The organism is Legionella sainthelensi (assembly GCF_900637685.1).
In the GTDB taxonomy this organism is placed as follows: domain Bacteria; phylum Pseudomonadota; class Gammaproteobacteria; order Legionellales; family Legionellaceae; genus Legionella; species Legionella sainthelensi.
Map to the genome: position 1 here is coordinate 2234508 of NZ_LR134388.1, position 16297 is coordinate 2250804.

Consider the following 16297-nt stretch of genomic DNA (forward strand, 5'->3'; position numbering starts at 1 on the left):
AAGAAAACCAACTCCTCAACATGGACTTTTTTTCTTTTTCATCTAAATCATTCAAAAGCGAGGAAAAAATGGAAGATATATGGAATGCACAAATATACAGTCAATTTCTAGAATTAAGAACACGCCCTGCTCGTGATTTACTCAATGCAATTCCCTCTACATTTCAACCTAATATAGTTTATGATTTAGGCTGCGGCCCAGGAAATAGCAGTATCTTATTAAAGCAACGCTGGCCTTCTGCCAAGATAGTAGGGTTAGACTCTTCTGTTGATATGTTGAATAAAGCTCAATCCACTTACACTGATATTACTTTCATACAAGGTGATATCGCACATTTCGCCTCCCCGAAAAAAATCGATTGTATTTTTGCCAATGCCTCATTGCAATGGGTATCCGATCATCGTTCTTTATTTCCTAAATTATTGGGATTACTTAATTCCGGGGGTATATTAGCCATACAAATGCCAAATAATTTTCATTTGCCTACCCATCAAGTCATAATTCAGTTGCTACAATCACATCAGGAATGGCAGCCTTTTTTAAAATTATTAATTCATGGAGAACTCAGCAAACCTCTTTATCATTTGCCATCCTATTACGACTTACTAAGCACATCATCATCTTACCCATTGTACTTATGGGAAACAACTTATTATCAGGAAATGGAACACGTTGAAGCAATATTTGATTGGGTTAAAGGCACTGGGTTAAGACCTATATTGGCAAGCATGAATGAAGGTGATGCCCAATTATTTAGTAAAAAATACATTCAGGAAATTTCAAACGAATATTGTTTGCAAAAAAACAATAAAATTTTACTGCCTTTCCAAAGAATATTTATGATAGGCACTAAAAGATAATGTTTTATTCGTTATTTAAATGGTCACTAATGGCTCTTTTTTGGTGCATTTAAAACGTTTTCTTTACCCAGATTAAACGTAGTCATCATCCGGGTTACACGCGCCATTACGTGAACGCTTATGCTTTCATAACCCAATTTGAAATGTGACATCTATTGCTGAATGATCGGAAGGGTTTCCTTGTGTTTGTTTATAAAGGGATGCATTTTTCAATGTCGCTTCGCAAAAATAAACAAAATCAATTACAGCATTTCCAAAAGTTGGACCTATATAAGTTCCATTGGACTTCACAGCAACCAGACCATAATTAACAAAAGTTGACTCCATGATCTGTGCTTGATTTAAATTATCTTGTAGATTATTAAAATCACCTGTAACAAACGTCGGAATTTTTAAGCGTGCCGAGTACTCTTCAATAAACTCGCTTATTGCTCGTGCATCATTATTATGAGCAGTCACTTGTCCTCCAATACAATCTGCATGCCCGCCCCATGCAACGCAAAGATGGGTAGTCCCAAGAGCAACAATCTCACCACTTTTTAAATTCTTGAATTGAGAAAATACTGCAACTCGTCTACCTCCTCCATCAGAAGTCATTGGTATCATTTTTTGGCTATTTTCTACTATAGCCCAACGAGTGCTGTCATAAAAAATAGATGCATCTTCTCTAGTTCCAGCTATTTTGTATTTTTGGTCAAGCTTATAAAGACGGTCTGTCAATAAGTAATCATTTTCTTGAGTAGCAATAAAATCAAAATTCTGTTCGTTAATATAAGAGGTCATCCGAACAATTGGCGGAGGATTTTTATTTTTATCCATAGTAGACCAGGAAAATAAGTTTGCTTGCAGAATACGTACCGCAGTTGCATTGGCTTTTGTTGCAATCAATATACTTGCTAACACAATAGAAATAACAATTTTCCAAAAGTATTTATTGATATGATTCATAAAAAAAGAGAGTCAGCAAAATAAACAAAACAATATATCATATAAAGAACAGAAAGATCTTTTTTTATTTATAATTTTCAAAAAAATAACAAATTCATTACAAGCTTATCTAATAACTACGTTGCTGAGGAATAATGCATTCTGAGCTTACAGTAGGCACAAATGATTGATTGCTATTACAATCTTTTGCATAAAAAATTTGTTGATACACGCGTAGATTCATAAACTTCCCTTCTTCATTTTGATCAGAATAAACCCATAGAGTGGTTCTCTGAGGGTTCAATGCAAACGAATCTGCATTTGGAAGTTTATTAGGAAAATATTTAAGTAGCGGTGTAAAATCTTTAAATGGAATTTTTGACTCCGGCGACCTGAGCCAACCCATCAATTTTTTATAGTCCTCCTCTGTAGGGTTCAAACCTTGTTTATCCCAGGCTATAACGACAGAGTATTGAGCTGAATTCCCACTGTAATCAAACAATTTTTTCTTGGCATCAGCAGTCCATTGATAACTACTCCAATATTGACTTTCACCATTATCAGTAATAATTGGCAGACCTAAACTTTGACTCAGATTCTCTACGGTACTATAGGGGTTTGGGCTTGGATTAGGATTAGGATTTCGTGGGGAAACATCTCCCCCTTTATTACTAATACTTATAATTTTACCAATAGGACAGACACAAGCCTGACTTTTATCTTTACCTACGCTATGAGCATCACCCCAAATATAGTTTTTAAATAACATAACATAAAGCTCAGCATGCTTTTTTCCTTCAGCGGTTAGTGCATGCTCTCCCGAGGGCGTATCTTCAGCATGGCGAATAACAAATACCACAGGCATACACCCGTTGGTATTACGAAAAGCACCTTGAGGACTACAGGCGGAATCAGATGCCCAAACATTAACGTTGACTAATCCCAAAAAAAGAACAACAATGAATTTCATACTTACAATCCTCTTGAACCCGTATTAATTAGTTTAGCTCAAGAAAAGTAATACGGGGTGATTCGGTCTGTTATTAATGCATTCGTGTTATTCTGTCATTGTTGCAACAAAACCAGGGATAGTAAGTTTTTCCGCAAATTTTAATCTCTTAGCTAACTCAAAGGCATTTTGAGCCACTTCAAACCTCCCATTTTTCTCAGCCAGATCAATAAAACTAGTAAATGTTAATTCATCAGCTAATCGTAAAATTATGGCTTGTTTAAAAGCATTTTGCGCTGATTCAAATTGACTATTTTTTCCTGCTGCATCAATAAAGCTATTAAACGTGTAACAGTCGCACAAGTTCCATCTCTTGGCTAATGCAAAAGCATTTTGAGCAGCCTCAAATTGCCCATTTTTTCCCGCCGCGTCAATGAAACTAGCAAAAGTAACTTTATTTGCAAGATTCCATTTCTTAGCTAACTCGAAAACATTTTGAGCTAATTCAAACTGTTTATTTTTTCCTGCTATATTTATGAAACTATTAAAGGTTACTTCGTTAACCAATCGCCACTTTTTAGCTAATTCAAACGCATCTTGAGCTACCTTAAATTGTCCATTCTTTCCTGCTAAATCAATAAAACTTGCGAATGTGATCTTATCTACCAGTCTTTTTTCCTTAGCCATTTCAAAGGCATTTTGTGATGCTTGAAACTGACCATTCTTCCCTGCTGCGTTAATGAAGCTATTAAAAGTAATCTGATTTGCTAGTTGTGAAGATTTAGCTAATTCAAAAGCTTTTTGTGCTTCATCAAACTTATCGTTTTTTCCTGCCGCATCAATAAAACTCGCAAAGGTAACTTCATTGGCTAAGTTCCATTTTTTAGCTAATTCAAACGCATATTGAGCTACTTCAAACTGTCCATTTTTTCCAGCTACATCAATAAAGCTGGCGAAGGTTACTTCATTGACTAACTCCAAATTTTTAGCTAAATCAAATGCATCTTGTGCTGCTTTAAACTGTCCATTTTTACCAGCTACATCAATAAAACTAGCAAAAGTAATTGCGCTGGCTAATTTTAATTCTTTAGATAGTTCAAAAGCATGTTGAGCAGCCTCAAATTGACTATTTTTTCCCGCAGCAACAATGAAGCTATTAAAAGTAATCTCATTGGCTAGATTTCTTTTTCGAGCTAAATCAAAGGCATTTTTTGCCGCTCTAAACTGTCGATTTTTTCCCGCCATTGTAATGAAGCTATTAAAGCTAGCTTCATTAATTAGTTCTTTTGTGATTAATAAGTTATGAACAGCGCATGTGAAAGCCCAATTTCTATTAAACTTATTCATTAATTGATTGCACACAACTACATCAATACTGTTTTCTGGAGCGTTTTTTAAAATATCCAAAATAAGCGATAAGTTTTTTTGGTGGCCAATTTGCTTGCTTAACTCTATCGCTTCCTTGACATTCCTTTTTACAGAAACTTTATCTCTTAAAATTTTTATTATTTCTTCAAACATTATAAGTCCCTACTCTAGTGATCTTTGTTAATTCTTAGTCAGAATAAATTTGCAGCGATTGACTAAGCACATTTAAAACATCATGTTACTATTTAATCCAATTGAACAATATAATTCCAATTGATTATGTTTATATGTGATATCTATTTGTTAAATATGTTTTTAATTTCAATTGGTTATAAATGTAAAGACAACTTTGGAGCTAAAAAAATCTCTCGTCTTGGTTTAAGATTGAATAAAATAGAAACGTATAAAGATTTATACGGTTTTTTGCCAATTGTTTTTTATATTGATTTACAACGCAAAGTAACTATTCCAGGAATTGTATGCCTTGAATGTTAAAGAAAGAGCAGATATCAGAGATACTCGAACAGGGGACAATTTTATGAGGTGAAGCCATTATAATAGTGGATCTTCAATCTCAAGAGCATCTAACCAAGCAATATGTTCCTATTTAATAAATTTATCAATATAAGCAGACCGCATTAAATATCTATAAAAAACAATGCAGTTAGTGTACTCTGACGATTTTTTATAGACAAGTTTTGAAAAATGATAAGGATATACCTCAACGAAGAAGCAAGAGCAGATTTAATTCGGTTAAGACGAAGTCAAAAATCCAATATAGGGGAACGTGCCTACTACGTATTATTATGTGGAGAAGGAAAATCAGTATCGGAAACGGCTAAAATTTCTGGTCGCAATGAACATACCGTCAGATTATGGCTCAAGCGCTATATAACGCAGGGTATTACAGGACTTAAGAGTCGTAGTCAACCGGGTCGACCGGCTAGGAAGGCACCTATTATTGAATCTCAACTTGAGGAGTTACTCGGAAAATCACCTCAGGAATATGGTTATCAGGAAGCAGGATGGCCGATTAATTTGTTGCGAGATTGGTTTGAAAAACAAGGCGTGTCTGCTTGTGATAACACGTTGGTAACATCACTTAATCGATTAGGCTTTGTGTATAAACGATTTTCAAAAACGTTACCTGCAAATGCTCCATCCTCGACTGAGAAAAAAGCACGAATAAGTGAGATTGTTGAGGAGATTAGGAAAGATAGTGGAACGGATATTGAAATACTTTTCGCGGATGAGTCTCATTTTTCAAACCAACCATATGTCAGTCGAGGTTGGTTTAAAAGTGGTAAAAAAAGTAGTCAATACTGTGAAAGCCAGACTGAGCAAGGCTATTTTTGGCGCATTAAACATCCGAACAAGCCGATTTTATTGGAAGCAGGCGGATACAGGAAATAGCCAGCGATTGATCCTGTTCTTGCATCAACTTCATCAAGCAAATCCCAATAAAAAGTTAATGATCGTTCTCGATAATGGACCAATACACAAAAGTAAGAAGGTTCAGAGGTTTGTTCAAAAGAATGACTGGGTGCAACTTCTTTTTCTTCCTGCATACTCACCTGAATACAATCCAATTGAACGATCTTGGCAATGGTTAAAGCAGAGAGTCTAGGGTTCTAAGTCATTTTCTACTATGGAAGAGCTCTTACAGAAAATACGAAAGTTAGTTTGGCACTTTCATGAAGGGAGGACGGTTTCAAAAATCAATTTTAATTATAATGCTTATACTGATTTGTTATAGATATTTAATGCGGTCTGCCTAAATATCGTCCAACATTTGAATTTATTTCCATTGCACGTACCTATTTTGTTTTGTTTTAAATAACTCGCGTTGAGTTTCGATGATGAAAGTTATTGAGATAAGTTTTTTATTAATAGACTAAAAATAAAACATAACTAATTGAAATTAAACTACTAGTTAATATTTTAATATAATATATAAAAATTATGAGTTGGTCAAATATTAATAATAATGATTTAATTTGATCAAGATGAGACCGTTTTAAGAGAGAAAATTATGACCTATCAACCGTTTATTCAATGATATCTGCTTGGATAAATTGAAAATTGCCAATTATTACTAATCCAAGATTCATAGAAAAACGAAATTATCTTTTGGAGAAAACAATGAAACAAGATGAAGAAAGAGATTATTATAAGAATATGATGGCCCTTACGAATGAAATAACGAATTGGTTACTTAAAGGTTTGGATCCTGTTGATTCACCAAACCAGAAGCAACAAAATCCTAACCAACTATTACAAAATACGAATGCTACGCAAAATAATCAACAAACACTACAAAACTCAGACAGCCCCCAACTCAGTCAACTTTCATCAAGTCAGACAAACACAACTCCGCTCGAATTAGAGAAAGCATGTGGAGTAAATGATAATGTAATAAACAAAAATACAAGCGAAAATGACGATATAAACGAAAATGACAATACCATTAGAAATGACAGTACAAATTCATTCAGTATGCAGTGATTTTTGAGGAAAACTGTAATGTAAGGTTAGACAATATCACACCCGCTCAATCCTCACTAAGCAATATCGAGTGAGGATTCTATAAGCAGGTATTATTTGTAGTAGTTCCAACTTGATCTGACAGTTACCGGTTTTTAAGAAGTGTCTGTCAGGTCAAATTTAGTTTATAAATTTTTCCATCCAGAATTGTTTACTCTCTATCAAAGTTTGCATTGGAGTACGTCCACAACACATTTTACCCTGATGAGTACGTTGATTATTATAGTAATCCATCCATTCGTCCAGATCTTTTTGCAATTCATCGATTGATTCGTAAATTTTCTTTCGGAATGTTACTTGATAAAACTCCTGTAAAATCGTTTTATGAAAACGTTCACAAATCCCATTTGTTTGAGGTGAATTTGCTTTTGTCTTTGTATGGTCAATGTTATTAATTGCCAAATAAAGCTGATAATCATGCTGTTCTTCTACCTTGCCACAATATTCAGTACCCCTATCTGTTAAAATACGCAGTATAGGTAAATCGTGTTGTTCGAAGAAGGGTAAAACCTTATCGTTCAGTAAATCTGCTGAAGTAATTGGCGTTTTAGTCGTATAAAGCTTGGCAAATGCCACTTTACTATAGGTATCAACAAAAGTTTGCTGATAAATGCGACCGACTCCTTTAAGCGTACCCACATAAAAAGTATCTTGCGAGCCGAGGTAACCAGGATGTGCTGTTTCGATTTCACCACATGCCTCATCATCAAATTTCTTTTTCTCCAAAGCTACGACCTGCGCTTCCGTCAATATAATTCCTTCAGAAGCTACTTTAGCCTCTAATGCTTTTAAGCGGTCTTTAAAATTGGCAAGCTCATATCGCAGCCAAATGCTACGAACTCCACTTGGAGAAACAAAAATACCCCGTTTACGAAGCTCATTGCTCGTACGAAGCTGACCATGGGCTGGAAATGCGAGCGCATACTCCCTTACCGAGAGTTCAATTGCTTCTTCTACTCTATTTTTTAGATTAGGTTTTCTTCGGCTTTGATCGAATAAAGCATCAACTCCTCCCGATTCTACTGCCGACTTATAGCGATAAAATGTATCTCTGGATAAGCCCATTACTTTACATGCCTTAGATACATTCCCTAATTCTTCAGCAAGGTTTAATAAGCCAACTTTATGTTTAATAATTTTAACTGTATTATCTATCATGAGAGTTTTCCTTTTGGTTTTGTTTCAAGTTCGCACTTCTATCAAAACCGGAAACTCTCTCTTTTTCAAGTACTTGTGTCAGATTAAGTCGAAACTAATTCATATTATTCGTATTGTCACAACAGTCGATAGCTATCTTACCCAATTATCGTACTTACAAGGACAGGGTAAATTCAAGCTTTGTATCTCCCTATTTAACAGTCACTTTGATTGTTTGATCATGAAGAGTAAGGTCTGTTTCATTGATTTCTTCTTTAAAGTCACTCAACTCCAATTTGAATTGCTGCATTGTATTTACAAATGGCTGTATGTCTTTAGCGGTAGCAAGTCCATTTTCTGTAATGTCAGGAACATCAAATAAGTCATCCTCTGATTTAGTTTCTACTAATTGCTCAAGCCGATTAAATCCTAATTTTTCAAGATACGTTTGTACTGCTACACCAAACTCTCCATTTTCGATACAACGCTTATGAGTTGCTAAATTATTACACTGTTCTTCAGTAATTGTTTTTCCTTCTTTAATGCTTTTTAAAATATCAATTAAAACATCAGAGGCGATTTTCTTAGCCTGTTTACTCCAACTCCAGAAGTTATACATTGCAATTTCAGGTTTTTCATTTCTCTTCTGATAGTATTTTTCCACCGCTTCTATAAAGTCCGTAATATGATCTTTAATAGGCTCTAGCTCAATGGGTTTATCTTCAATTTTGGTGACTACATAATCTTCAAAAACCCGTACTTTGAGCAATTCTTCTATTGCAACAGGGCATTCTTGTAAAAATAACTCCGCTTTTTGAATCATTATTTCATATTCGTCAAGATCATTCGACTTTAAAGGATTAAGATCTATGAAGCTGTGTTCAATGTTTTCTTGTAAAATCAAACTGTCTTCAAGTGATACCTCATTTTTTATTTTAATTTCGTGTGATAAAAATCCTGAGCTAACAATTTTAAGGATTTCCTCAAGCTTTTTGATATGGGTTGCTAAATGCTCTAAATATTCGGAAACATGTTCTTCTTTAATGTATGATTCAGAAGAAAGGAGCTTGTGGATAAGTTTCGCTTTGGTTTCTAGATTGTTTATTGCAAGAATGAGTTCATTACAACGTTGTTGAATAATTAAATCCTCATGAGTCTTTTTTAATTTGGGATCAATTTTTCGTTGTAACTCAAATAAATCTCCAATGCGTGAAGTTGCTTCAATATATTCTTTAGGAGTGTTAGCAACCTCAGAAATTTGTTTTAATGTTTTCAAAAATTCTTGATACGCTTCAACCGTATAGCCTTTGCTTAATGTCTCGATATTCACCAATAATTTGGCTTGCAGTTTCATTTGACTTTCAACAAGAGCATCAAGTGCAGAAGGATCAACCTCATCCAATAGAGGCCGAATATTTTTCAAATAGGTTTTAAAATCAAGAGCAATATAACTTTCAATCTCTAATTCTTTTTTGACAGCAGTAGAGGGAGGTGTCATTATTTGCTCTAAAACAAACTCATCACCTTTCTCAGAATTTGATTTTAAAGTCTCTAAATATTCTTTGATTTTGGGCCAATTGTCATCACTTAAAGTAACTTGCATCGCACCATATTTATCAGGCGTTACATTACCTGTTTCAGTAAGTAATTTTGCTTGATAAACGGGATCACTAAAATACAATGATCCTGCTGCGGTAAAGGTATCCGAAGCACCTATCAAAGAATGCCCTTGACCAAATTGATCAGTATCCGATTGTATACTCTCATCTTCTTTGGTATGTCCCCATATGGCCTCTAAAATCGAAGAAGATGGGGCACTTTGCTCTAAACCTAACATCATTAACTGATCGGGAGCATAATGATGAAAATACATATGTCCACTAAAGCCATTTTTATTGATATTCTTTCCAACCAGATTTTGTTCACCCTCTCCACCCATAGCGATGTTTACGCCAAAATCATAGGGGGTTTTAATAAGAGTCGGTATCTGCCCCATAACACCTAGCATAAATCCTTTTAGTTCCGTAACTTTTTCTCCTTTACGAATAACCCCATGAGTGGCAGAACGCGAGACCACCCCTTTACTACCTGCTTCAGGAAAAAATGCTAAAAATTCTTTCAGATTTTCTGGTGATAAATTCTTATAATCGACGATAACTCGACTCGCATGCGATAAATAATCAATTGATGTAAGTACATCACCAGGATTAGTAAGTTCTTTATTTTTAACTAAGGAAGAGCGTGTTTTAAACTCGCCTTGAGCAACACAAGCCAATAGTAATTTAGAGATATTAGTAGCCGTATCATCTGAACCATTATGTTTAAATGTTTTTAACCATTGCTGTGCGACCGCAAACTGATCTTCTTTAATACTATTTTTAATAATAGTGGTCTTTGCTTTGAGTACTTCTGGTGAATCTTTTGACATCGTATTCTCTTTCGTATTTTATTAAGCTAAAACTAAATTTTGGTGGATTATATATCATGTTGATTAACGGAATATTAATAACTAATAAAACCGAGTTCGAACTAATTGACGTAAACTCTAAATGCTGAGTAATAAATTTGCTCTAATAGTATAATTTTTTAAAAATAAACCCCTGTTGGAATAAACACTTATTTAGTTTCTTTACTGGCCAAATTTCCAGTGATTATCCCCTCCTGCATTTGAGCTGCAATATCTTTAAAGCCAGATGGTGAATGCGGTAATAAAATAGTATTGGATTTGTCATGAGCACCAATTTCCCTTAACGTATCAAAATATTGCGTCACCAAGACCAAATTCATAATATCCGTTGCAGTGATATCAGAAATTGTTTTTTGAAAACCCTCCACAGATTGGCATAAACCATCTACTATAGCCTTTCGCTGGTTAGCTGTACCCTCTCCCTGTAATTTCTTACTTTCGGCTTCAGCCTCAGCTCTTTTTACCATTAAAATTTTCTCTGCTTCACCTTTGGCCTGAGCTGCTACTTGCAAGCGCTGCTGTTCGTTAATTTCATTCATGGCATTTTTAACTTTCTCTTCTAATTCAATATTGGTCACTAATGCCTTTACAATTTCAAAACCAAACTCCTGCATGGTTTGAGTCAGTTCTTTGCCCACAGCATTTGCAATACTGTCTTTCTTTTCAAATACATCATCAAGGATCATGCTTGGAGTTTCAGAGCGTACCAAATCTAATACATAAGCAGTAATTTGCTGCGCGGGATTTTCAAGCTTATAAAATGCCTCGTAAATTGCATCTGATTTGATGCGAAACTGTACTGAAACTTGGATTTGAACAATAACATTATCTTTTGTTTTGGTATCAATTTTTACATTCAACTGCTGTACTCTTAATGATACTTTTCCTGAAATCCATTCAAGGAGTGGAATTTTAAAGTTCAGTCCTGCATGGGCCACCCTATTGAATTTTCCTAGTCGCTCTATAATCGCTGCCTCCTGTTGGTTTACTATGTAAAGCCCTGTGACAACTATATAGCCAACAATTATCAAAAGAATTAGCAGAAAAATCATGATCTTCCCTCGCACCAATTAATAGCATTTTCCTTAAGCCGTCGATAGAACATTGCATCCATGCAATACAACATGCTTTTTTTAATATTAGTTCATATAATCAACAGGTGATGGAAAGCTAATATAATTTTTAGTTAATTGTTTCTCACTTTGTTGATTGGGATTAGCGTTTTGGCACCAGTCATCTGACTTAGGATGCTTTTCCCCCTTGCTATTAGTTACAATGCACGATTGTTTATTGACAATTTCTGCCTTATTAGTTGGACATTGTGCGGGATCCCCAGTACATGGGGCAAATTTTTCATTGACGATAAACGCATATTCATTATCATTTAAATCTGTAAAACGGACCTTAATCGGATAAGCAGCAACTGTGCCTACCCGAAACCCAGCTATCTGACTGTTTGTAGGCATAATAACGTCCTGCTTATCTTGCTGACAATTTGGATCACCTGCGTCTTGGCTCAACACACATACACCATATTTCTTGATCAAAGGGGTATTTACTTTATCGACCATAGAAGGCGGAACTCCAATTGCCACTGAAAAACCATCGGCATAATTAAATTGCTGTTGATTTTCAAGGCCGTGAGTTCCACCTACTGTGAAAATCAATCCATCCCCTAGCTCACTCATAAAACCTACCGCATCATCAACAGAGAATCCATAAGCATCCATAGAAAGATAATTTTTATCATGAATCAACTGTACATAGGGGTTGAACAATAAGTCAGGGGAAATATTAGATCCTTTATAGTTATACTGTAAATCATGAATATACATGGACTGAATTTTAGCATGATCCCAGCCAGGAATTTTAGTATCAGCCAATGGATTAGCAGCAGCACCACATCCTTCATTAAAAGGTACCCAACCATAAATATGATTAATCACTTCCCAGTAATTAAAAGGCACTGGTTTGGAACCAGGATTCAAATTACATTTTCCATCAGCATACATTTGCAAATATTGTTGATGGTTTTTTCTGAAAAACTGCTGCACTGCCTCGAGATTTGTTTTTAAATCTTGTGGACAATCAATTTTTTGCGTCACGTATTTGCTAACATCTTCATCCCAGCTTACACAAGAGCCCCATAGGTTTTGCATCCGTTGAACCGCCTCACCGAAGTGAAGTGATTTTTTTTGATCCTCGGTACATTCTCCTTGAATACAAGCCAATACTGTTAATACGGGTGGAAAGCCATCTTTGGGTTTGACTGGAACATTATCTTCAGGGGGCAACGTACCTGAACGTTGTGCAAAAATATTATATCCACCAGGTAATTTTAATTCACTTAAATTATAAACGGGCCAGCCTTGTCCAATAGTTGTTTTCAGGAAGGAATCAAGATGCCCTCGAAAAGCACTCAAGGACTGTCCAGAGCCGCTATATCCAATATAGGGATTATTTTTAGGGCCTATAGCAATGGGCATGTAAACATGATCTACATAAGAAATGTTATACCCCACATTCTCCGGCTTTAATAAGCGCATGGACTGTTTCGGTGGTACAATAGAATCCCCAAAAGTATACTCGGATAACTGCGCATATATATCCTCTGGAAACTGGACATCGCTTGAATAAGTACTCAGTTTGCATTCAGTATTTTGTCCCTCACAATGAACACTAGAGGGAGTCGCCAATTCCTCATCTTTTTCATTACGAAGCCTATCATTTTTATCAGCCAACACCACACGCCCACCATTCCACCAAGTAATGTAGCGCCCTTTCGATAATTCACTATACAATGGTAGTGTAATCGTAACCGATGATCCTGGCGCAATTCCTGTATTTTCATTCACATATAATTTATAAACGTAGTTTGTAGGATAGAGCTCTGTGGTACGAAAACATCCTTGAATCCACTCATTTACAGCATTTTTACTGGTTGCTAACACAGGATAAATTGTTGTTTCAGAATCATTATAAATGGTTATTGTCTTTGGTTTGATCGTTATTGGATTATTATTATAATCTTTACATTCAATGTTCTCAGCAGCAGAAATCTCCGTAAACAACGACAAGAGAACAAACCCAGAAAGAGTAATCATCTTTTTCGACATCGCAAGATTCCTTAATATTTAGGCATGTATTAGGTACAAAAATAGCACAATCAAATTTTGCAATAAATTCATAAATGTACAATTAACACTTCTTTAACAAAAAGATTAACAAGTTTGGACTTAATAGAGCAGAATCTCTTGATTTAGTGAACAACATCATTTAGTTATTATGTATATATTATTTTATATTAAAGGTGAAGTAATGGATAACTTTCCCCACACTCAAAGTCAAATATACTTAAATCATGCCGCAGTGAGCCCTTTTTCTTCCAGTGTGAAAGAAGCGATTATAAATTATGTTGAAGAACGACATATAAAAAATATTGAAAATTATTTTTCATTTGAATCTACTATAGAAAATGTTTACAAAAAAATTGCTGCGCTATTACATACTAGCCCTCTACGTATTTGTCTTACATCCAATACAAGTACTGGTTTAAACATACTAGCCAATGGCTATCCTTGGCAAAAAGGAGATAGGATTCTCCTTAATAATCAAGAATTTCCAGCAAACATTTATCCTTTTTTAAACTGTCAACGGCATGGAGTTGTAATTGATTATATCGATAATAAAGCGCCTATAATTGATAGTTCAGATATTGAAAGAGCGCTTAAACCTAATACCAGACTATTATCAATTAGCATGGTCCAATTCCTGAATGGGCATGCAATTGATCTCGCTAAAATAGGCAAAATCTGTAAACAGAATGGTACATTATTTTGTGTAGACGCGATACAAGGGTTAGGAGCAACTGATTTAGAAGTGGAGCAAATCGGCATTGACTTTTTATCCTGTGGTAGTCATAAATGGCTCATGGCCCCTGAAGGACTTGGTTTTATTTATGTGACAAATGAGTTGCAAGAAAAACTAATACCCAGCTATGTAGGTTGGTTGGGTGTTGAAAATCCATGGGCGCTTTTAAATTACGACCTAACGTTCCAAGAAAGTGCCAAGCGCTATCTAACAGGAACCATGAATCATGTTGCTATTACAGGATTAAATGCTTCTTTAGAACATTTAACCTCAATAGGATATACTCGCATTAAGGAAAAAATACTCGCACACACTCAATTTTTTTTAGATAACTTTCCGCAATTAAACTGGATCACCCCACAAGACATGCGGCTAGGTATAATTACATTTAAGCATCCTAAAGCCGAAATAATTCATCATGAATTAAATGCACTAAACATTACAGTCTCAGTTAGAGAAGGACAATATCTTAGAATCTCACCACACTATTATCACCAAAAAGAAGAATTGGAAAAAGCGGCCTTTTATTTGGAGCACACAGTGAATAAGCTTAAATAGCTAACGGTTTTCTTAAAGCAATTTAAGCGTAAGGTCATTAGTCCTCTATATGACATATAAAAATCAAACAATATCAGGGCACATTGAATCCCACTATTTGTTAATTCTAGATATGAAAAATTCTCATAATTTTTATGAAAATTCCCGATTAGCCAATTAATATTCAATCATGATAAATTCAAATCCAATAGAACTCAATAAAGCCATTTTGGCTACATAAATATCGTTTTATAAGAAACATATTTTTGGTTAACAAAAAAGAGGATATCATGCTTAATCCGGAATTAGAAAAAGCACGAAATGAAATCACCACATCTTTTAACTCTGATCCCAAAATAGGTATCCAACTAATAAAAAATATATGCAGTATCCATTGTCTTGATTCAGCAGAACAAATTGCCAGTTTTTTCCATAGACAAAGACATAAATTAGATTTAAATGCAGTGAGTGATTATTTGAGTAAATCAGATGAAGAAAATAAGAAAATTTTAAAAAATTTTACGAGTCAGATTAATTTTAGAGGACAAAGTTTTACAGAAGGTTTTAGAGTTTTTTTAAACAGCGTTAAACTGCCCTCAGAAGCACAAAAAATTGATAGATTAGTTCAGAGTTTTGGCGAAACCTATCATCAGCAGAATTATAAAAATCATATTGCCAATAAAGATGCAGCATATATTTTAGCCTATCAAGTTCTGATACTTAATACCAGTTTACATAATCCAAAACTGCGCCCCAAAGATAGATTGACCCTAAATGCTCTAAAAATATGCCTACAAGGATTAAATAATGGTAACAATTTTGAAGATGCTTTTTTAAAAAAATATACTCAGAAATTAAGTGTAAGCCTTTTGAATTTAATTTAGTTAAAACTACCCCTGGATATCTGCTCACCTCAAGTACTCTCGATAATGATTGCATGTTTAAAGAATTGGATTTATTGCTTCAATCACCTACCAGCAAAATTCAAAAAATTTTTCCAGAATTGGCTGATAATATTAATATAACATTGGTTAAACCAAAAGCCTGGTTAAAAACGTTCACTGGATATGAAGGTACAATAAAATTTGCTGCTGAAACAGGGAAAGAGTTAGCAAATATACAAATTTATAAACCAAGTCTCATTTCAAAATGGCTATTTGGAGAACAAACTAAAGTAATAATTCAACCTATTTATCACGATGAGAATCCTAAAGAAGCAATCGACCTGGCAGCAAAAATAGCTGTTCATTTTGAATCACCTGTAAATAATTTTAAAGCTACATATGATTATGAATTAAATGAATTAATTAAGGCTTATGATCAGCAACATAAAGAGCTCACTCAAAAATCGTTTATCCCTCAATTTGAGAAGCTTAGGTTTTTTCAAAGACCTTCTAAAGAAAATACCCAAGAAGAATTGATGAAAGCAAATGAATTAAAAAATCACAATTAACCGGCACACAATTATGTGCTGCATTCAATTTGGAGCGCAATTTATAGCTCCAAATTGACGAGATGACTCAGTAAAAACCATTCAGAATGAACTAAACACGATTTAAGAAAATAACAACGCCTAAGGAATCATGGTTTATAACTAGTCGATAAAGTTAATAGCGGTTTAACCAACAAGCTATTTTC

13 protein-coding genes and 1 pseudogene are annotated in these 16297 nt (G+C 34.6%); 7 read left to right on the top strand and 7 right to left on the bottom strand.

Features of this window, described 5'->3' with window-relative positions:
- Positions 1–68 precede the first annotated feature (68 nt).
- Positions 69–860 (top strand): methyltransferase domain-containing protein, encoded by a 792-nt coding sequence (locus EL220_RS09855; protein WP_027272296.1) that lies wholly within the window; start codon positions 69–71, stop codon positions 858–860.
- A 126-nt stretch (positions 861–986) separates the two neighbouring features.
- On the opposite strand, the gene EL220_RS09860 is transcribed toward EL220_RS09855, so the two are convergent.
- The 3 genes from EL220_RS09860 to EL220_RS09870 form a co-directional block, all read right to left on the bottom strand.
- The gene (locus EL220_RS09860; RefSeq protein WP_027272295.1) at positions 987–1808 is read right to left on the bottom strand and encodes an endonuclease/exonuclease/phosphatase family protein; all 822 of its coding nucleotides are present in this window, start codon (positions 1806–1808) and stop codon (positions 987–989) included.
- Between the two features lie 109 nt (positions 1809–1917).
- Positions 1918–2757 carry a hypothetical protein gene (locus EL220_RS09865; RefSeq protein ID WP_027272294.1) on the bottom strand — a complete coding sequence of 280 codons (840 nt, stop codon included), beginning with the start codon at positions 2755–2757 and terminating at the stop codon, positions 1918–1920.
- Between the two features lie 87 nt (positions 2758–2844).
- Positions 2845–4257, bottom strand: a complete 1413-nt coding sequence (locus tag EL220_RS09870) for a hypothetical protein (RefSeq protein ID WP_027272293.1) — start codon at positions 4255–4257, stop codon at positions 2845–2847.
- A 552-nt stretch (positions 4258–4809) separates the two neighbouring features.
- Here EL220_RS09870 and EL220_RS09875 point away from each other — a divergent pair.
- The 3 genes from EL220_RS09875 to EL220_RS09885 all read left to right on the top strand — a co-directional run bounded on the left by EL220_RS09875 (position 4810) and on the right by EL220_RS09885 (position 6609).
- Positions 4810–5517, top strand: a complete 708-nt coding sequence (locus EL220_RS09875) for an IS630 family transposase (RefSeq protein ID WP_128130875.1) — start codon at positions 4810–4812, stop codon at positions 5515–5517.
- The gene (locus EL220_RS19790) at positions 5429–5731 is read left to right on the top strand and encodes a transposase (RefSeq protein WP_164838760.1); all 303 of its coding nucleotides are present in this window, start codon (positions 5429–5431) and stop codon (positions 5729–5731) included. Before EL220_RS09875 ends, EL220_RS19790 begins: the two co-directional genes overlap by 89 nt.
- A 515-nt stretch (positions 5732–6246) precedes the next feature.
- The gene (locus EL220_RS09885) at positions 6247–6609 is read left to right on the top strand and encodes a hypothetical protein (protein WP_027272414.1); all 363 of its coding nucleotides are present in this window, start codon (positions 6247–6249) and stop codon (positions 6607–6609) included.
- Positions 6610–6743: 134 nt separating this feature from the next.
- On the opposite strand, the pseudogene EL220_RS09890 reads toward EL220_RS09885, so the two are convergent.
- The 4 genes and pseudogenes from EL220_RS09890 to EL220_RS09905 form a co-directional block, all read right to left on the bottom strand.
- Positions 6744–7806, bottom strand: a pseudogene (locus tag EL220_RS09890) (IS481 family transposase).
- Between the two features lie 190 nt (positions 7807–7996).
- The gene (locus tag EL220_RS09895) at positions 7997–10213 is read right to left on the bottom strand and encodes a hypothetical protein (protein ID WP_027272329.1); all 2217 of its coding nucleotides are present in this window, start codon (positions 10211–10213) and stop codon (positions 7997–7999) included.
- A gap of 188 nt (positions 10214–10401) precedes the next feature.
- Complete coding sequence (locus EL220_RS09900) at positions 10402–11304, bottom strand: SPFH domain-containing protein (protein WP_027272330.1); 903 nt, start codon at positions 11302–11304, stop codon at positions 10402–10404.
- A gap of 87 nt (positions 11305–11391) precedes the next feature.
- The gene (locus EL220_RS09905) at positions 11392–13368 is read right to left on the bottom strand and encodes a hypothetical protein (RefSeq protein WP_027272331.1); all 1977 of its coding nucleotides are present in this window, start codon (positions 13366–13368) and stop codon (positions 11392–11394) included.
- Positions 13369–13570: 202 nt separating this feature from the next.
- Here EL220_RS09905 and EL220_RS09910 point away from each other — a divergent pair, with 202 nt between their 5' ends.
- The 3 genes from EL220_RS09910 to EL220_RS18935 all read left to right on the top strand — a co-directional run bounded on the left by EL220_RS09910 (position 13571) and on the right by EL220_RS18935 (position 16112).
- Positions 13571–14680, top strand: coding sequence for an aminotransferase class V-fold PLP-dependent enzyme (locus EL220_RS09910; protein ID WP_027272332.1), 1110 nt, complete (start codon positions 13571–13573; stop codon positions 14678–14680).
- 245 nt (positions 14681–14925) lie between these two features.
- Entirely contained in the window at positions 14926–15543 is a 618-nt protein-coding gene (locus EL220_RS18930) for a Sec7 domain-containing protein (RefSeq protein WP_232002368.1), read from the top strand.
- 53 nt (positions 15544–15596) lie between these two features.
- Positions 15597–16112: a hypothetical protein gene (locus EL220_RS18935; protein WP_232002369.1), complete on the top strand. Its 516-nt coding sequence runs from the start codon at positions 15597–15599 to the stop codon at positions 16110–16112.
- Positions 16113–16297 lie beyond the last annotated feature (185 nt).